The sequence below is a fragment of the Pseudomethylobacillus aquaticus genome (genome assembly GCF_003730115.1).
In the GTDB taxonomy this organism is placed as follows: domain Bacteria; phylum Pseudomonadota; class Gammaproteobacteria; order Burkholderiales; family Methylophilaceae; genus Pseudomethylobacillus; species Pseudomethylobacillus aquaticus.
In genome coordinates this window covers 437,883-455,720 of sequence record NZ_RJVP01000001.1, presented here as the reverse complement: position 1 = coordinate 455,720, position 17,838 = coordinate 437,883, and the positions used below count along the sequence as shown (strand labels likewise).

Genomic DNA, 17,838 nt, shown 5'->3' with positions numbered 1-17,838 from the left:
GGCTTATTCCACTGCGATCTCGTTGCGACGCAATGGTCGGGGGATGTACCACTCATAGGAGTTGTGACCTATGCCGGCTGGCGGTGCCGGGTTGTCGATGCCCTTGATGCGTTTGTGGATGGCAGGCAGACCGTAGCCAGCAAACAGGTAGACGATGGGGCTGTCCTGCAGCAGCAGGCTGGCGAACTCGTGATAGATGGTCTGGCGCTTGTCCGGGTCCAGCTCGAACCGGCCACGCTCCAGCAGTTCGTCCACACGCGGGTTGTTGTAGCCGATGAAATTGAACTGCCCAGGCTGTTGTTGTGAGGAGTGCCAGATGCCGTACTGATCCGGGTCCAGGGACAGGCTCCAGCCCAGCACCACCACATCAAAATCCCCGGTCTTGATGTAGCGGCCGACGAAGCTGGCCCATTCCAGCACGCGGATGCTGGCATCGATGCCGATCTCCTTGAGCCTGCGCTGGATCAGTACCGCCGCCATCTCGCGCTGCTTGTTCTGGTTGGTGAGGATCTCGAAGCTGAGCGGTTTGCCGTCGCGGTCCAGGATGCCGTCACCATCATGGTCCTGATAACCGGCCTCCTTGAGCAGGCTGAGCGCACGTGCCACGTCATAAGGGTAGGGTTTGAGGGCAGGATTGCTCCAGCGCGTGCCCGGCTTGTATGGCGAGGCCACCGGCTCACCCAGGCCCAGCAACACGCCGTCTATGATCTCCTGCTTGTCGATGGCGTAGTTGATGGCCTGGCGCACGCGGATGTCATCAAACGGTTTGTGCTTGAGATTGAAGCCCATATAGGTGTAGCTGTTGCCCAGCTCTTTGTACAGCCCCAGCTTCTGCTGCAGCTCGGGCCGGGCCGGCACGATGCGCGCATACTGGATCGGGTTCAGGTTCATCAGGTCGATGTTGTCAGCCAGCAGCTCCAGGAACTGCGAAGCCGCATCCGGGATGAAACGCGATACCAGCCGTTCGACATTGGCCTGGCCTTGTGTGGCATTCGGGTTGCGCGTCAGCGCGATACGCTCGCCATTCCGCCATTCCTGCAGCTGGTAGTAATGGCTGCCCACCGGTTTGCGCGCAAAGGCGGTGGTGTTGATGTCCTGACCCTCGAGCAGGTGTTTGGGCAGGATCTGCAGGCCGGCCCAGGTGTCCAGTGCCGGTGCATAGGGTTGCTCGTAGCTGACGCGGAAGGTGAGCGCATCCGGGGTCTCGGCCTGTTTCACCAGTTTGTAATCCGCACCATACGGGGTGCGCGTGTTCTCGTCAGTGACCACTTTCCAGGTGAACAGCACATCGGCACTGGTCAATGGCTTGCCGTCCGACCATTTCATGTCCGGCTTGAGCGTGAAGGTGATGGTCTTTTGATCGTCGGAGATCTGCCAGGATTGCGCCAGCTCTCCCACCAGTTCCAGATTCTTGTCGTATTTGAGCAGGCTGTTGAACAGGTTGGAGGCAACGGCAGAGGCCGCAGATTCGCCCGCGATCATGGCGATCAGGCCGCTGGGCTCGGCGGGCATGGCATCGATCTGGGTGCCGCCGGCTTCGGAGGGGTAAGGCCGGTCCAGATCGGTTTTCGGGCTGGTCTCGGGTTGACCGCAGGCATTCAGCAACAGGCTGAGCGCGAGCAGGGCGCATACGGAAGAGGTGGAGTGGCTGCGCATCTGCGATAGGTCCGATCAGGCTTCTGCGGGTTCCAGGATCACCAAGGTGTGTCCTGGCTTGATACGTGAACTGCTGAGCTTGTTCCAGCGTTTGAGGTCTGCACTGGCAACGTCGAATTTGCGCGCGATGCTGGACAGGGTGTCACCCTGCTTGACGATGTACAGGCGCTGACCTTTGCTTTTGGCAGCAGGTTTGCTGCTGACGGGCGCGTCGCTGTATTTCTGTTTGCTGTTGACAGCATCGCCAGACGCAGTGGCGATGGTCAGCCATTGCCCCGGTTTGATCTGTGCATTGCGCAATTGGTTATCAAGCATGATCTGTTGTGTCGTGGTTGCGTGGTCTTGTGCGATCTTGAACAGGCTGTCGCCACTCTTCACCTTGTAGCGCTTGCGCGCTGAGGCCTGCGCTGTGACGCTGTTTTTCGCGACAGGTTCCTTGGCTACCTCGAGCGCGCTGTAGCTGCTTGCTTCACGCATGATATCGTCGCCTGCTTCCAGACTGGCGGAGGGGATAAGCAGCGGGCCTGCGCTCAGCACGGTCTTGCTTTTGCTGCTTAGCTGGTTAGCTTGTTTGAGCGCCTCCACACTCACGCCAAAACGCTGCGCGATCTCTTGTAGACGCTCGCCGCGCCTGGCGGGATAAGACTGCCAGCTCACCAGCGGCTGCTCATAGTTGGCGAGGTTCTGCGTGAACAGGTCAGCCGCGTCTATGGGTAACAGCAACTGATGATCGCTGCCGGAGCCGGTCAGCAGCGGGCGCTTGTATTCAGGGTTCAGGGCAGTGAATTCGTCCTCGCTGATGCCGGCCAGTTTGGCCGCGACTTTGGCATCGATGCGAATCGGTGCATCCACGCTGGTGAAGTAGGGCGAGTTGTCGATGGACCGTAACTGCATGCCGTATTTTTCCGGCGTGGTCATGATGTTCTTGATCGCCATCAGTTTGGGCACGTAGTTGCGTGTCTCGTCAGACAGGTTGAGGCTGGCATAATCGGTGGGCAGACCGCGCTTGCGGTTGTATTCGATGGCGCGGCTCACCGTGCCTTCACCGGCGTTGTAGGCGGCCAGCGCCAGATCCCAGGTGCCGAACATCAGATGCAGCTTTTGCAGGTAGGTCAGTGCGGCATCCGTGGCGGCGGTGATGTCGCGGCGTTTATCCACCCACCAGTTCTGCTGCAGGCCGAAATTCTTGCCGGTGGACGGGATGAACTGCCAGATGCCTGCGGCATGGCTACGTGAGTAGGCTTGCGGGTTATAGGCACTTTCTATCATGGGCAGCAAAGCGATCTCGGACGGCATGCCGCGCTTTTCTACTTCTTCCACGATGTGATACAGGTATTTCTGGCTGCGCTCCACCATGCGCGCGACATAGTCAGGGCGCGTGGCATACCAGGATTCGTGCTTCTGCGTGTAAGGCGAGCTAAGGGCGGGCAGGGCATAGCCGGAGCGGATGCGTTGCCACAGATCCATATCCTCGCTGCTGGTGACCAGTTTGGTGCCGATCGCGATGTCATTGCTGGCTTTGGAAGCGCTACTGGCAGCGGGCGGCACAGGCGCAACCGTGCTGATCTCCTGCGGTACCTGGTCTATGCTGGGGGTGATCTGCCAGTCGTCATTGGCGTTGGCAGGTGGTTCTTCGATGAGGCGGATCTGGATGCCCGCTGCATTACTCATGCCGGTAGCGGGGCTGACTGCAGCCGGGCTGTCAGGCTCGGCCCAGGCCGGGCAGGCGAGCAGGCACGTCAGCAGCACAGCAGGCAGGCGTGTCGTCGCAGTTCGGTGATTCATCCTCAGGCAGCCCTTTTTGTATCAGCGTCCGATGGTAGCGAATGCCGCCATCAGGTGCAAGCGCACTGGGCCCTTTATGCCGCCTGTTATAGCCGCTAGTAGCGGTTACGTAATGCCCGGATGGCGGTGAAGGTGGCCAGCACCGTGTCTGCGTGCTGTTGTGGCGCAATCGCTTGCAGGGCTGGGGCTTGAGTGGCCAGGGCGGCGGCAGCGCTCTGGATAGCTGGCTGGTCACAGCGCAGGAAGGGGTTGATGGCCAGTTCCAGGCCTATGCTGGAGGGCAAGCTGGGCAGGCCTAGCAGCCTGAGGCTGGCGACATCCTGCTGGCGTCGTTCCAGCGTAGCGTTATCGGGTTCCAGGCTGCGGGCGAAGCGCAGATTGTGTTCTGTGTATTCATGCGTGCAATACACGACGGTCTCGGCGGGCAAGGCAGCCAGACGCTGCAAGGAATTCAACATTTGCGCTGGTGTGCCTTCAAACAGACGACCACAGCCTGCACTGAACAGGGTGTCGCCACAGAACAGCATATTTGCGCCATAATAAGCTACATGCCCCAGCGTGTGACCCGGCAGTTCCATCACTTGCAAGTCCAGCCCGATCTCGGGCAACCTGACCTGCGCGCCTTCCTTCACCGCGGCGTGCGCGAACGTGTAATGTTCGCGTGCCGGTGCGTAGACGCGGGCCGCATGTTGCTCAGCCAGTTGCGCCACACCGCCGATATGATCCGCGTGGTGATGGGTGACCAGGATGGCGGCCAGCTTGAGATGCATGGTCTGCAGCGCTGCATTCACCGGAGCTGCGTCGCCTGGGTCCACCACCACCGCATGGCCAGCACGGTGCAGCAACCACAGATAATTGTCCTGAAAAGCGGGAATGGCATGTACATCAAGCATTCAAACATGGTTGGCTGTTAGCTGATAAATGTCAACCCACACACAGGCAAAACAATGGTTGGCGACCCCGCTGGGTGCGCATCTCAGACAGCGCGAGCTGGCCCTGTTCGATGAGGCTGTGGCCGATGTGTTCGGCTTTAATGCCGTGCAGATCGGCATGCTGGAGTTGGACCTGCTGCGCAATGCGCGCATGCCGTTCCGTGTTCGGGCCGATGTACATGCGGGTGAAGTACGCCTGCTGGAAAGCCAGCTCCCGTTCCTGAACAACAGCGTGGACTTGTTGCTGTTGCCTCATGCGCTCGATTTCAGCGCCGAACCTCAGCAAACGTTGCGTGAATGTGAGCGCATCCTGGTGCCGGAAGGCCATCTGGTACTCACTGGCTTCAACCCGCTCAGCCTGTGGGGCGTGCGCCGTTTGCTGGCGCGCCGCCAGGGCTACCCATGGCAGGGCAATTTCTTCAGCTTGCTGCGTATCAAGGACTGGCTGGCCTTGCTGGGGCTGGAGCTGGTTTCCGTGCGCATGGCCCAACATGCACCTCCGCTGGCCAGCCCCTTATGGCGGCAACGTTTTGCATGGATGGACAGAGCGGGGCCACGATGCTGGCCGATGATGGGCGGGATTTATTGTATAGTCGCCAAAAAACGTGTGCTGGGCATGCGGGTGATACGCCCACAATGGCAAAAAAGCAAACTGAAAGCTGGCCTGGTGGCAACCCCATCGCCCCGGCTGGACCATCAAAGAAATGCGGAACCTGACGAGTAACATGACAGAAAAAGTGATCGAGATTTATGCCGACGGCGCATGCAAAGGCAATCCGGGTCCGGGTGGTTGGGGTGCCTGGTTGCAGACCGACGGCCATGAAAAGGAACTGTGCGGCGGCGAAGTGCTGACCACCAACAACCGCATGGAACTCACTGCGGTGATCCGTGCGCTGGAAGCCCTGAAACGTCCAGCCCATGTGCGTCTCTACACCGACTCGGTGTATGTGCAGCAAGGCATCAGCGTCTGGATCCACGGCTGGAAACAGCGTGGCTGGAAGACCAGCGACAAGAAACCGGTCAAGAACGACGATCTGTGGAAGCAGCTGGATGCGCTGGTGCCCGCACACGACATCGAATGGATCTGGGTCAAGGGCCATGCCGGCAATGTCGGCAACGAACGAGCCGATGCGCTGGCCAATCGCGGCGTGGAGCAAGTGATGAAACATGGCCGGAGCGTGAGCGCATGAGGCAGATATTCCTCGACACGGAAACCACCGGCCTGTACCCCAACCAGGGGCACCGCATCATCGAGATCGCGGCAGTGGAGCTGGTCAATCGCCGTCTGACTAACAACCATTACCACGTTTACCTCAACCCGGACCGCGAGATCGACGAAGGTGCGCAGAACGTGCACGGCATCAGCCTCGAGTTTCTGCAGGACAAGCCACGCTTCCCGGACGTGGTGGATGAGTTTCTGGATTTCATCGCGGGCGCCGAACTCATCATCCACAACGCGCCTTTCGATCTGGGTTTCCTGAACATGGAACTGGGCCGTCTGGAACGCCCTGAAGTACAGACCGTCTGTAACGGCGTGATCGACACCCTGCGCATGGCCAAGGACATGCGTCCGGGTCAGCGCAACAACCTGGATGCACTATGCCGGCATTACGGCATCGACAACTCCAAACGTACCCTGCACGGCGCGCTGCTGGATGCCGAACTGCTGGCCGATGTGTACATGGCCATGACGCGTGGTCAGGAAAGTCTGATGATGGAGCTGGACGATCAGGTCAGCCAGCTCGACCATAGTGACATGCCTGTACAGCGCGGCCCTTTGCGGGTATTGCACGCCAGCGCGGAAGAGCTGGCTGAGCATGCGGCTTATCTGCAGGGTTTGTCCAAAGGCTCGCCATGTATCTGGGTGGAAGTGATGGCAGATACTGTTAAGGAACAACAATAAAAATGAATAACAACGTTATTCTGGTCACCGGTGGGGCAGGGTTTATCGGTGCCAACTTCGTCATCGCCTGGTTGCAGGCGGGTCTCGGTACGGTGGTCAATCTCGATAAGCTCACTTATGCCGGCAATCTGGACAATCTGCGTAGTCTGAAAGACCACGCTCAGCATGTGTTCGTGCAGGGCGATATCGCTGACCGTGCCTTGGTCGATGCCCTGCTGGCCGAGCATCAGCCATCGGCCATCGTGCACTTTGCTGCCGAAAGCCATGTGGATCGCTCCATCCATGGGCCGGCTGATTTTATCCAGACCAACGTGGTGGGCACCTTCCAGTTGCTGGAAGCTACCCGTGCCTACTGGGCTCGGTTGTCCGCAGCTGATCGTGACGCATTCCGTTATCTGCATGTCTCCACGGACGAGGTCTACGGATCACTGGACGTGGATGACCCGGCATTCAGTGAAACCACCGCCTACGCGCCCAACAGTCCATATTCGGCATCCAAGGCTGCGTCTGACCACTTGGTGCGCGCTTATCACCATACCTATGGCTTGCCGGTGCTGACCACTAATTGCTCCAATAACTATGGCGCTTATCAGTTCCCGGAAAAACTGATCCCGCTGGTCATCCATAATGCGCTGGCTGGCAAACCACTGCCCATCTACGGGGATGGTGGCAATGTGCGTGACTGGTTGTATGTGAACGATCATTGCAGTGCCATCCGCCGTGTGCTGGCGGCTGGGCGTGTGGGCGAGACTTACAACATCGGTGGTTGCAACGAAAAGACCAACCTGCAGGTAGTGCATACCTTGTGCGACATCCTCGATACCTTGCAGCCTGCGGCACACAGCTACCGCGACCTGATCACCTTTGTCCCGGATCGTCCCGGACATGACAGACGCTATGCCATCGATGCCAGCAAGATCCAGCAGGAGCTGGGCTGGCAGCCCGCCGAAGATTTCGAATCCGGCATGCGCAAGACTGTGGCCTGGTATCTCGCCAATCAGGACTGGACAGACAACATCACCTCGGGCGCATACCGGCAATGGCTGGAAACCAACTACGCGCAGCGTAACAAGGAGCCTGCATGAAAGGCATCGTACTCGCCGGAGGCTCCGGCACCCGGCTATACCCGGTCACTCAGGCGGTCTCCAAGCAACTGCTGCCCATCTACGACAAGCCGATGATCTACTACCCGTTGTCAGCCCTGATGCTGGCCGGGATACGCGAGGTGCTGGTCATCTCCACCCCGCAAGACACACCGCGCTTTGCCCAACTGCTGGAAGACGGTAGCAAGTGGGGCATGTCCATCCAGTATGCAGTTCAGGAGCAGCCACAAGGCATCGCTCAGGCATTCGTGATCGGCAAGGACTTTATCGGTGATGACGGTTGCGCGCTGGTGTTGGGGGATAACATCTTCTATGGCCACGAACTGGCCAACATGGCACAGGCTGCGGTCGAGCGCGCCAATGGCGCTACCGTATTCGCTTACCCGGTCAATGACCCACAGCGTTATGGCGTGGTGGAATTCGATGCGGCTGGCAAGGCTATCAGTCTGGAAGAGAAGCCGCAGAAGCCCAAGTCACGGTATGCCGTCACCGGTCTGTATTTCTATGACAAGCATGTTGTAGATATCGCGGCCAGTCTCAAACCTTCGGCACGCGATGAATACGAGATCACCGACATCAATCAGCATTATCTTTCCAGGAATGCGTTGCGTGTGGAGGTCATGGGGCGCGGCATGGCCTGGCTGGACACCGGTACGCACGAATCCTTGCTGCAGGCTTCTCTATTCATCGAGACCATCGAGAAACGTCAGGGGTTGAAGATCGCCTGCCCGGAAGAAGTGGCTTACCGCATGGGTTTTATTGATGCCCAAACTCTGGAGCGTATTGCTCAGCCCTATCTCAAGAGCGGTTACGGCGAGTATCTGCTGCAAATTCTGCATGAGCGTGTGTTTTGATGCAGATTACTCAAACTTCACTGCCCGGGGTATTGCTCATCACACCGCGCGTGTTCGGTGATGCGCGGGGCTTCTTCTACGAAAGTTTCAACCAGCGTGCCTTCGCTGAGGCCACGGGTGTCACGGCAACGTTTGTGCAGGATAACCATTCGCGCTCTGCACAGCATGTATTGCGTGGCCTGCATTATCAAATTCGTCAGCCGCAGGGTAAGCTGGTGCGAGCAACCCAAGGTGAAGTATTCGATGTGGCCGTCGATCTGCGGCGCGCTTCTCCCAGTTTTGGCCAGTGGTACGGTGTGAACTTGTCTGCTGAAAACAAGCAGATGTTGTGGATCCCGCCCGGATTAGCACATGGTTTTTTGGTGTTGTCCGAAAGTGCGGAAGTGCAGTACAAGACCACGGATTACTATGCGCCAGACCATGAACGCAGCTTGCGCTGGAATGATCCTGCGATCGGTATAGACTGGCCCTTGAGTGCAATGCCTGTGTTATCAGCCAAGGACGAGCAGGGCATGCTGATGGCGCAGGCGGAACTGTTCGATTGAGTGCGCAACAAGCTGTACGTATCCTGCTGACCGGTGCCCAGGGGCAGCTGGGTCGCCAGCTGCAATCGGACTTGGCCATGCTGGGCGAAGTGCATGCCTTCCAGCATGCGCAGCTCGACCTGACTGACAGCGCTGCGATACGGGCCTGTATCAAGCGCTTACAGCCGACTGTGATCGTGAATGCGGCCGCGTACACCGCAGTAGACAAAGCCGAGACCGAGCGTGACCTTGCCTGGGCTGTCAATGCGACGGCCCCTGGCGTGCTGGCGCAGGCGGCGGCAGAACTGGGGGCGCTGCTGGTGCATTACTCCACCGATTATGTGTTCGATGGCAAGCAGGACTATGCCTATGTAGAGACGGACAGCACTGGCCCGCTTAACGTTTATGGTGCCAGTAAACTGGCCGGCGAGCAGGCGATCCAGGCTGCAGGCGCGCATCATCTGATCTTGCGCACCAGTTGGGTCTATGGCCCGGTTGGCCAGAACTTTCTGCACACGATACTGCGACTGGCACGCGCACGCGAGCAGTTGAACGTGGTGGCCGATCAGATCGGCGCGCCGACTTCCACGCTGGCCATCAGTGCTGCTACCGTGCAAATGCTGCGGCAGCCATGGTGTAGTTCACACAGCGGTATTTATCATCTGACCTGTGCAGGCGCGACCAGTTGGCATGACTATGCCCGTGCCATCGTCACGCATTATGCAAGCTTGCAGAGCATGCAGGGCTGGCCTGCGCTGAAATTAAAGCCAGTGGCCATTCTACCCATTGCTGCGCGTGACTATCCGGTTGCTGCGCAACGACCACACAACTCCTGTCTGGATAACAGCAAACTCAGGCAATGCTTTGACCTGGCCTTGCCCGATTGGCAACAGGCGTTGCAGGAGGTGATGTCGCGATTGTCGCTGGATACAGCCCCGTGAAAACGGTATTCCGGGCAGCACATGCGCTTGAAGCGCATATGATCAAGCACCTGCTGGAGCTGGAGCATATCCCTGCCTCCATCTCGGGCGAGTTCCTGCAGGGCGGGGTGGGGGATCTGCAGGCCCATGATCTGGTGCAAGTGGGCGTGCATGATGCCGATTATGAACAGGCGCGCCAGATCGTGGCGCGCTGGGAAGCCGAGCAACCCAGCGCCGAGGTGACTTCAGCTCAGCCTGCTGCCAGCAGAGACAGCCGCAGCCGTTATGTGGGGATCTTTCTGTTAGGCGTGTTGCTTGGGCTGTTGCTTGGCTAATGGCGGGCTCGCCTGCAAGGTGCAGCGGCTACGTGCTGAAGCACGGCGACCGCTGTGCTGGCCGCGAGAATCGAGCAGCTCGATCTCGCGTGATGCTCGGATTAACCTCGTTTGATCAGTTTGGTTTAATCAGCTTGATTTGATCAGTTTGGTTTGGTCAAACAGTACAGCCTGATGCCAGTGCATCTGCCCAGCTATTGGGCGTTTCATACAAGCGCACACGTTCCAGTTTGAGGTGGTTACCGTAGGTGTCCTGATACTCCACCTGCAGGATACGGAACGCTTCAGCGGCCATGTTCTCGGCTGTTGGCACCGTGTTCATGACCACGGTCTTGTGGTCAGGCAAGGTGTCCAGGAAGCTACGTACGGTGTGGTCATCCTTGTACACCAGGAAGGCGTGATCCCAGATATCCACCACGGCACGCCGTGCGATCGCCTTCACGTCGGAGAAATCCATCACCATGCCGTTCTCGGAAGCACCTTCCTGCTGGATGATGTCACCTGACAGGGTGATCTCGATGGCGTAACGGTGCCCGTGCAGGTTGCGGCACTGGCTCTTGTGGCAGGGAATGCGATGACCGGCATCGAATTCCAGACGGGTGGTGATATGCATAGCAGGATTATAGCGGTTACAGGCCAGCCAGTGTGCTGACATGCGCAGTCGCGCAGTCGGCCAGTGCCTCCAGGCGGTAGCCACCCTCCAGTACCGACACCACCCGGCCTTGTGCATGGCTTGCCGCGATTTCCATAATGAAGCGAGTCACCCAGGCATAGTCATCGCGCTGCAAGCCGAGCTGAGCCAGCGGGTCATCGGCATGTGCATCAAAGCCAGCGGAGACGAACACCATCTGCGGCTTGAAGCGCGCCAGTGCCGGCGCGAACTCGCGTGTCACCGCTTGCCGGAAGGCGCTGCCATCTGTTTCAGCCTTGAGCGGCACGTTGATCATGCGCTCACTACGGCTATCGGCACCTTTGCCCGGATAGAACGGGTGCTGGAAGGTGGAGCACAGCATCACGCGCGCATCGTCACGGAAGATGTCTTCAGTGCCGTCACCGTGGTGTACATCGAAGTCGATGATGGCCACCCGTTGCAGACCGTACACGGCCAGTGCATGGGCCACACCTACCGAAATGCCGTTGAAGATGCAGAAGCCAGCCGCTGTCTCGCGCCCGGCATGATGGCCGGGCGGGCGCACACAGCAGAAGGCATTGTGCGCTTTGCCTTGCATGACCAGGTCGGTAGCCAGCACGGCGGCGCCAGCGGCGTGCAGCACGGCAGACAGTGACATCGGGCCCATGGCGGTGTCCGGGTCCAGCCTGACCAGGCCAGCCTTGGGGGCGATGCGGCGAATGTGCTGGACATAAGCGGGTGTGTGCACGCGGGTCAGCTGCGCATCCGTGGCGGCGGGTGCCTCATGGATCTGCAGTTTGGACAGCAGGCCGTCCCGTTGCAGACGGTCGCGGATGGCGGTGATGCGGGCAGGGGATTCCGGATGCTGCCCGTCCATGACATGCAGCAAGGTATCTGGATGGGTGATGAAGGCAGTGCGGTTCATGGTGCTTAAGCTCAGGCGCCGCCTAGTTCGCGCACCAGTTCCTGGAAGTAATCCAGCCGCTGCTGCTGGATCTGGCCGCTGGCCACGGCGGCATGGATGGCGCAATCGGGTTCATGCACATGACGGCAGTTATTGAACCGGCATTTGCCCAGATGCGGCCTGAATTCGATGAAAGCTTGTTCCAGTTGCTCGACATCCAGATGATGCAGGCCGAACTCCTGCAGGCCGGGTGAGTCGATCAGGTCGCTCTCCGCGTTGAGATGGTAAAGGTGGGCGGCTGTGGTGGTGTGCTTGCCGCTATCCAGTACCGCCGACACTTCCTGCGTGCGCACACCTTGATCGGGCAGCAGTGCGTTGACGATGGTGGATTTGCCCATGCCGGATTGTCCCACCAGCACGCTGACATGGCCTTGCAGCCAGGGCAGCAAGGGGGCGATATCCTGCTTGGCCGACAGCGCCTGCACCCGGTAACCCAGCGCACTGTAGTTGGCCAGTTGCAGCAGCGCCGCGCTGTTGTCGGCCAGGTCACATTTGTTGAGCACGATCAAGGCCTGGATTCCGGCAGCTTCTGCTGCGATCAGACAGCGGTTGAGCAGCGATTCGTAGAAGCTGGGTGTGGTGGCCAGCACGATCACGATCTGCGTGACATTGGCCGCCAGCATCTTGGTGCGAAATGCATTGCTGCGATACAGCAGGCTACGTCGCTCATGGATGTGTTCCACCACGCCCTCGCTGTGGTCAGTGCGTTTGATATCGACCTGGTCGCCACAGGCGACGTCGGTCTTCTTGCCGCGCGTCACGCAACTCATGCGCTTGCCGTCCGGCAGTTCCACGGAATACCGCTTGCCGTAGGCAGCAACCACCAGGCCGGACAAGGTACTCAAAGGCTTACTTTTGGAATTTGTAATAGTGATCGTTCAAGTAGCGGGTCACATGCAGTTCTTCATCATCGAACCACTTCAGTCCCAGGTTGGTATTGCAGTTGCGCACCTGCGTCAGCAAGCCAGCGGAGGTTTTCACTAGTCTGTGCTCGCGCGTGTAGATGGCAGAACCATCGCCGCCAAAGCGCTCGGCATGACAGCTGATGCACTGTTTTTCGACCATGGCCTTGCCTGTCACCGGGTCGCCCGCACTGAACAGTGGTGTCGCCTGTGCCAAGCTGGCGCACAGCGTGCAGGTCAATAACAGGGCAATTCTTTGCATGGTGGAGCTCCTGTTCAGTGTGGCTGTCGGTTGAGCCGCGCGTTCGCTGTCAGGCCTTCTTCAACAATTTCGCGATACGCAGGCTGGCTGGCGGATGCGAGTCATAGAAGTTGGAATGCAGCGGATCTGGCGTGAGTGTGGAGGCATTGTCACGGTACAGCTTGACCAGCGCACGGATCAGATGCCCAGCATCTGCGTGCTTTGCCGCGTAAGCGTCAGCTTCGAACTCGTTCTTGCGTGAGTAGCTTGCCATCAGCGGGCGCAGCAGGAACAGGAACACCGGGCTGACCAGCAGGAACAGCAACAGGGCCATATGGTCGCTGCTTTGTGCCACTCCCAGGCCAGTATAGAACCAGTCCTGTTGCTTGAGCCAGCCCAGCAAGGCCAGGCCCACAAAGCTCACAAAGAACATCATGGCGATGCGCTTGATCACGTGGCGATGACGAAAGTGACCCAGCTCATGTGCCAGCACCGCTTCGATCTCGTCAGTATCCAGACGCGCCAGCAAGGTGTCGAAGAACACCACGCGCTTGCTGGCACCGAAACCGGTGAAGTAGGCATTGCCGTGGCTGCTGCGTGCCGAACCGTCCATGACGAATAGCCCTTGCGACTTGAAGCCACACTTGGTGAGCAGGCTTTCGATGCGCGCTTTGAGTGTATGGTCGGTCAGTGGCGAAAATTTGTTGAACAGCGGCGCGATGAAGGTGGGGTAGATGGCCAGCATCAGCAAGTTGAATACGCTCCATACCACCCACAGGTACAACCACCAGTAATCGCCAGCCCCTTGCATCAGCCACAAGGCCGCGCCCAGGATCGGTGCGCCCAGCACCACGCCTACCAGGCTGTGCTTGACCAGGTCGGAGAAGAACATCGCCGGTGTCATCTTGTTGAAGCCGAAACGTGCATCCACCACAAAGGAACGGTAGTAATCGAAGGGCAGATCCACCAGGCTGCTGATCACCAGTGCCGAAACGATCACCAGTGCGCCGCGCAGCATCTCGGGTTCAGCCAGCACACTGCGCCAGCTTTCATCCAGCCATTGCAGGCCGCCGCCAACCGTGAACAGCGCCAACAGCAGTGCCTGTGCAGCCGCTTCGCTGATGACCAGGCTGGTCTTGGCGGAAGAGTAATCAGCAGCCTTTTGATGGGCTTCCAGGCTGATGCTGTCAGCAAAGGCAGCAGGCACTTGGTTGCGGTGCGACTGGATGTGGCGGATGTGCCGCTGGCCCAGCCATACGCGGGTCAGCGTGGTCAGAACGAGCAGGGCGATGAAGACGGTGGTCAGGGTGGATGCCATGGTTTTTATACTTTATCGGTTAAACTATTGTCATTATGAAGCAGCGCTCGGCGTAAGGTTCACCGGGCGTCCCATCCTCACCGCATTTTAATGGAAATCATGATGTCACAGGACAATCTCATCTGGCTGGATATGGAAATGAGTGGTTTGCTGCCAGATAGTGACCGCATTCTCGAGTTGGCCGTGGTGGTCACCGACCCGCAGCTCAATGTACTGGCTGAATCCCCGGTACTGGTGGTGCACCAAAGCGATGCCGTGCTGGATGGCATGGATGCCTGGAACAAGGGGACACATGGCCGTTCCGGCCTGATCGACAAGGTCAAAGCCTCCACACTGGACGAGGCGGCGGCCACCGAGCAGATGATCGCCTTCCTCAAGCCTTGGGTGCCTGCAGGCAAGTCGCCCATGTGTGGCAACTCCATCTGCCAGGACCGACGTTTCATGGCACGCTACATGCCCGATCTGGAGGCATATTTCCATTACCGTAATCTGGATGTGAGCGTATTCAAGGAGTTGGCCAGACGCTGGAAGCCGCAGATCTATGCCGGCTTCAAAAAGGCCAGCAAGCATGAGGCGCTGGCTGATATTTATGAATCAATTGAAGAGCTTAAGTATTACCGCGAGCATTTTATCAAGCTGGATTGAACCTGCCATCACGCGCATGCGGACATGATCTGCGGCTAAAAAAAGGGGTGCGGTAGACGCACCCGAGGGGAGGAGAAATACAGCTTTGGAGAAAGCTCACTGTTAGATAAGCATCTTCTATGCCAAGCGATGAACGCACTTTAACTTTCAAGTGTGACGAAACCGTGACAAAAAAGTGAAAACCCAAAAAAGCGAATAGCCCAAAAAGGAAAAACCCGCAGCGCAGTGCGCCTTGCGGGTTTTTTATTACCTGCTAGCTTTGAACATGGCCTAGGCTTACATCCCCAGCAAAACTTGGGCTAGGCAAGCAAGCACTGGCGATGCTTAGTCCATTTTAGTCGCGCAGCAAATGGGCATACAGATCCAGATAAGCCTGTGCACTGTGGTCCCAGCCCAGATCAAGCCGCATGCCGTTGCGCTGTATCTTGCGCCAGGTCTTGCTGTCGGCGTAGTAAGCGCAAGCACGGTTGATGGCATCATGCAACTGGCCTGCATCGGCATGCTCGATGACGAAGCCGCTGGCAGTATGGTTGGCCAATGTCGTGTCATTGCTGTCGATCACCGAGTCTGCCAGACCGCCGGTACGCGTCACGATGGGGGGCGTGCCGTAACGCAGGCCATACATCTGGTTCAGGCCACAGGGTTCGAAACGGGACGGCATGATGAACATATCCGCTCCGGCCATGATCTGGTGCGACAAGGGTTCGTTGTAGCCTATGGTCACGCTGACACGTTGCGGGTAGCGCGTGGCCAGGTCACGGAACCCGGCTTCCATGCCAGCATCGCCGCCACCCAGCACCACGATCTGACAACCTTGTTCCACCAGCGGCGCGGCGATGCTGAGGAAGACGTCCAGCCCCTTCTGGTAGGTCAGGCGGCTGACCACGCCCAGCAGAGGGGCTTGTGCATCCTGCTGCAAGCCTTGCGCTGCCTGCAGTGCTTTCTTGACGGTTTTCTTGGCGGCCAGGTGGTTGGCATCATAGGGGTTGACCAGATGCGGGTCATTGGCGGGGTTCCATTCCTCGGTCTCGATGCCGTTCAGGATGCCGCGTATGTCATGGCTGCGTTTCGCCAGCAGGCCTTGCATACCAAAACCGAAGGTCTCGGTCTGGATCTCGCGTGCATAGCTGGGGCTCACCGTGCTGATGCCATCAGCATAGAAGATACCCGCCTTGAGGAAGGACATCTGCTGGTGATATTCCAGGCCTTCCATCTGATAGCTTTCACCCGGCAGACCCAGGCGTTCCACCCAGCTAGGCGGGTAACAGCCCTGGAACGCCATGTTATGCAAACTGATCAGTGATTTTGCGCAGGGTTTGCGCATGAAACGCATGTAGGCAGGCACCAGACCGGTCTGCCAGTCATTGCAATGTACGATATCCGGTTGCCAGTCTTGCAGCGGAGTGTCCGGGCTGCCAAGCAGGGCCGCGATGCGCGACAAAATGCCGAAGCGTAGTGGATTGTCTTCCCAGTCACGACCGCCTGCGTCGATATACGGCCCGCCTGCGCGCTGGTAAAGACCAGGACACTGGATCGCCAGCACCGGCACGCCGGTATCCGGCATCTCGCCCAGGATCAGCTCGGCCGTTCCTATCAGTGGCAGATGCTGCAAAGTGGCGACGGGACGGCTGTTTTGCAGCTTTTCCAGCACGGCAGGGTAACCGGGAATCAAAATGCGTACATCGACGCCTCGTTGTTGCAGTGCGGCAGGCAAAGAGCCGCTTACATCGGCCAGACCGCCGGTTTTGATCAGCGGATAGGCTTCGGAACTCACAAATAGGATACGCAAGGCTTAAGTCTTTATAATGAGGAGGACGGCTGCGGATTCTCCAGGATACACACTAAAGTTTGGGAATCTTTTGGCTGGCCTCATGATACTGACGAGCGCATGACGAATCAAGGCAAGCCCGGCGTGGTTGTATCGCTGGTCAGCCTGGCTTGAGAACAACGAAGGAGCACGCATGAACCTGAGCGGATTTGCTGCAGTTGGCCTAGGCGCCGCCTGTGGCGCCTGGCTGCGCTGGCTGCTGAGCCACAGTCTGAACCATCTGCTGCCCGGCTTGCCACTGGGTACGCTGATCGCCAACCTGACGGGGGCTTACCTGATCGGCCTCGCTCTCGGCTTGTTCGCGTTGAACCCCGCCATTTCTTTGGAAGCACGCCTGTTGATCACCACTGGTTTTCTGGGCGGTCTTACCACCTTCTCCACGTTCTCTGCTGAAGCGATTGGCCTGTTCTCGCGCCAGGAATACGGATGGGCGGCGGCCCATATTCTGGGACATTTGCTGGGTTCTTTACTGATGACAGCGCTGGGTTTGTGGACTGTGCAGATGCTCAGGAATTAGGCGATTTTCAAGTTGGTCGGCTTCGTCACTAGCTTAAGTCTTTGTTCCAAAGGCTTGCCATAATTGGTTTGTGTTCAAAGTAAATTTCCTTAATTTTCATTACTTTTCTGCCATGTCTGAAAGTAATACCAAAGCTATACCCCTTAAGAGGTGTAGTCGCAAAAAATGCAAAGCAGATACGATGGTTGTGGCTATCAATATTGGCCTTTGTATTACAAATCCCGTTTGCGTTACCCATCACTCTTAAGGAAATATCCATGGCACTGCGTACTTTCAATACACTTGCGATCGCCGCCATTCTTGGCATGTCTGTGAATGTGCAGGCAGATTCCAGCAAACCAGCAGGCTCCGGCCCCAACCCATATTCGGACTGCGGTATCGGTGCTGCATTGTTCTCCAATACCGGCTGGGCTGCTGTTACCTCAAACGTGATCTGGGATCTGGGGTCCACTGCCATCACCTCGGCAACTGCATCGCCTGAGACTTGCTCTGGCAAGAACATCAAAACGGCACTGTTCATTCGTGACACCTACACCCAGCTGGTCGAAGAATCAGCCGCTGGCGATGGTATGCACCTCAAGACGGCGCTTAATCTGGTGGAGTGTGGTGAAGCTCAGCAGTCGAACGCCATCCAGGCTGTACGTAGCGAGATGGGTGCTGCCTTGTCCAACGCGGACTACCAAGGCAAAACCCACCTGGAGAAATCTTCTGATTTCTACAACGTGATCAATAAAGCGGCTGCTAGGCACTGCAGCGTCTGATTTTTAACGCTGTATCAAG

At 58.1% G+C, this 17,838-nt stretch carries 21 protein-coding genes; 11 read left to right on the top strand and 10 right to left on the bottom strand.

Features of this window, described 5'->3' with window-relative positions:
- Positions 1–3 precede the first annotated feature (3 nt).
- The 3 genes from ED236_RS02120 to gloB form a co-directional block, all read right to left on the bottom strand.
- Positions 4–1,656, bottom strand: a complete 1,653-nt coding sequence (locus ED236_RS02120) for a peptide-binding protein (protein WP_123236276.1) — start codon at positions 1,654–1,656, stop codon at positions 4–6.
- A gap of 15 nt (positions 1,657–1,671) precedes the next feature.
- Positions 1,672–3,441, bottom strand: coding sequence for a LysM peptidoglycan-binding domain-containing protein (locus ED236_RS02115; RefSeq protein WP_123236275.1), 1,770 nt, complete (start codon positions 3,439–3,441; stop codon positions 1,672–1,674).
- A gap of 95 nt (positions 3,442–3,536) precedes the next feature.
- Positions 3,537–4,334 (bottom strand): hydroxyacylglutathione hydrolase, encoded by a 798-nt coding sequence (gloB, locus tag ED236_RS02110; RefSeq protein WP_123236274.1) that lies wholly within the window; start codon positions 4,332–4,334, stop codon positions 3,537–3,539.
- 28 nt (positions 4,335–4,362) lie between these two features.
- Here gloB and ED236_RS02105 point away from each other — a divergent pair, with 28 nt between their 5' ends.
- The 8 genes from ED236_RS02105 to ED236_RS02070 are packed head-to-tail and all read left to right on the top strand — an operon-like array spanning position 4,363 to position 10,012.
- Complete coding sequence (locus ED236_RS02105; protein ID WP_123236273.1) at positions 4,363–5,097, top strand: class I SAM-dependent methyltransferase; 735 nt, start codon at positions 4,363–4,365, stop codon at positions 5,095–5,097.
- Position 5,098: 1 nt separating this feature from the next.
- On the top strand, positions 5,099–5,563 hold the full coding sequence (gene rnhA, locus ED236_RS02100) for a ribonuclease HI (RefSeq protein ID WP_123236272.1): 465 nt from the start codon (positions 5,099–5,101) through the stop codon (positions 5,561–5,563).
- Positions 5,560–6,276, top strand: a complete 717-nt coding sequence (dnaQ, locus tag ED236_RS02095) for a DNA polymerase III subunit epsilon (protein WP_123236271.1) — start codon at positions 5,560–5,562, stop codon at positions 6,274–6,276. Before rnhA ends, dnaQ begins: the two co-directional genes overlap by 4 nt.
- Before the next feature lie 2 nt (positions 6,277–6,278).
- A complete protein-coding gene (rfbB, locus tag ED236_RS02090; protein ID WP_123236270.1) occupies positions 6,279–7,361 on the top strand; it encodes a dTDP-glucose 4,6-dehydratase in 1,083 nt (360 codons plus the stop codon).
- The gene (rfbA, locus tag ED236_RS02085; RefSeq protein ID WP_123236269.1) at positions 7,358–8,233 is read left to right on the top strand and encodes a glucose-1-phosphate thymidylyltransferase RfbA; all 876 of its coding nucleotides are present in this window, start codon (positions 7,358–7,360) and stop codon (positions 8,231–8,233) included. Before rfbB ends, rfbA begins: the two co-directional genes overlap by 4 nt.
- Positions 8,233–8,778, top strand: a complete 546-nt coding sequence (rfbC, locus tag ED236_RS02080; protein WP_123236268.1) for a dTDP-4-dehydrorhamnose 3,5-epimerase — start codon at positions 8,233–8,235, stop codon at positions 8,776–8,778. Before rfbA ends, rfbC begins: the two co-directional genes overlap by 1 nt.
- Positions 8,775–9,698 carry a dTDP-4-dehydrorhamnose reductase gene (gene rfbD, locus ED236_RS02075; protein ID WP_123236267.1) on the top strand — a complete coding sequence of 308 codons (924 nt, stop codon included), beginning with the start codon at positions 8,775–8,777 and terminating at the stop codon, positions 9,696–9,698. The genes rfbC and rfbD overlap by 4 nt, the downstream gene beginning before the upstream one ends.
- On the top strand, positions 9,695–10,012 hold the full coding sequence (locus tag ED236_RS02070; RefSeq protein ID WP_123236266.1) for a putative signal transducing protein: 318 nt from the start codon (positions 9,695–9,697) through the stop codon (positions 10,010–10,012). Before rfbD ends, ED236_RS02070 begins: the two co-directional genes overlap by 4 nt.
- Positions 10,013–10,169: 157 nt before the next feature.
- Here the strand turns inward: ED236_RS02070 and queD are convergent, their stop codons facing one another.
- Genes queD through ED236_RS02045 form a run of 5 tightly spaced genes read right to left on the bottom strand, consistent with a single transcriptional unit; the run spans position 10,170 to position 14,068 of the window.
- Positions 10,170–10,625, bottom strand: coding sequence for a 6-carboxytetrahydropterin synthase QueD (gene queD / locus ED236_RS02065; protein ID WP_123236589.1), 456 nt, complete (start codon positions 10,623–10,625; stop codon positions 10,170–10,172).
- 16 nt (positions 10,626–10,641) lie between these two features.
- The gene (locus tag ED236_RS02060) at positions 10,642–11,568 is read right to left on the bottom strand and encodes a histone deacetylase family protein (RefSeq protein ID WP_123236265.1); all 927 of its coding nucleotides are present in this window, start codon (positions 11,566–11,568) and stop codon (positions 10,642–10,644) included.
- A gap of 11 nt (positions 11,569–11,579) precedes the next feature.
- Positions 11,580–12,443 carry a ribosome small subunit-dependent GTPase A gene (rsgA, locus tag ED236_RS02055; protein WP_240032023.1) on the bottom strand — a complete coding sequence of 288 codons (864 nt, stop codon included), beginning with the start codon at positions 12,441–12,443 and terminating at the stop codon, positions 11,580–11,582.
- A gap of 13 nt (positions 12,444–12,456) precedes the next feature.
- Positions 12,457–12,771: a cytochrome c gene (locus tag ED236_RS02050; protein ID WP_123236264.1), complete on the bottom strand. Its 315-nt coding sequence runs from the start codon at positions 12,769–12,771 to the stop codon at positions 12,457–12,459.
- A 49-nt stretch (positions 12,772–12,820) separates the two neighbouring features.
- A complete protein-coding gene (locus ED236_RS02045; RefSeq protein WP_123236263.1) occupies positions 12,821–14,068 on the bottom strand; it encodes a M48 family metallopeptidase in 1,248 nt (415 codons plus the stop codon).
- Positions 14,069–14,170: 102 nt separating this feature from the next.
- Between ED236_RS02045 and orn the strand changes: the two genes are divergently transcribed.
- On the top strand, positions 14,171–14,713 hold the full coding sequence (orn, locus tag ED236_RS02040; protein ID WP_193726048.1) for an oligoribonuclease: 543 nt from the start codon (positions 14,171–14,173) through the stop codon (positions 14,711–14,713).
- A 334-nt stretch (positions 14,714–15,047) separates the two neighbouring features.
- Here orn and glgA read toward each other — a convergent pair whose 3' ends face one another.
- A complete protein-coding gene (gene glgA, locus ED236_RS02035) occupies positions 15,048–16,502 on the bottom strand; it encodes a glycogen synthase GlgA (RefSeq protein WP_123236261.1) in 1,455 nt (484 codons plus the stop codon).
- 172 nt (positions 16,503–16,674) lie between these two features.
- On the opposite strand from glgA, the gene crcB reads away from it, so the two are divergent.
- Complete coding sequence (crcB, locus tag ED236_RS02030; protein WP_123236260.1) at positions 16,675–17,058, top strand: fluoride efflux transporter CrcB; 384 nt, start codon at positions 16,675–16,677, stop codon at positions 17,056–17,058.
- Between the two features lie 28 nt (positions 17,059–17,086).
- Here crcB and ED236_RS02025 read toward each other — a convergent pair whose 3' ends face one another.
- Positions 17,087–17,317, bottom strand: coding sequence for a hypothetical protein (locus ED236_RS02025; protein ID WP_123236259.1), 231 nt, complete (start codon positions 17,315–17,317; stop codon positions 17,087–17,089).
- Between ED236_RS02025 and ED236_RS02020 the strand changes: the two genes are divergently transcribed.
- On the top strand, positions 17,316–17,819 hold the full coding sequence (locus tag ED236_RS02020) for a DUF3015 family protein (protein WP_205125623.1): 504 nt from the start codon (positions 17,316–17,318) through the stop codon (positions 17,817–17,819). The genes ED236_RS02025 and ED236_RS02020 overlap by 2 nt on opposite strands.
- The last annotated feature ends 19 nt before the right edge of the window (positions 17,820–17,838 follow it).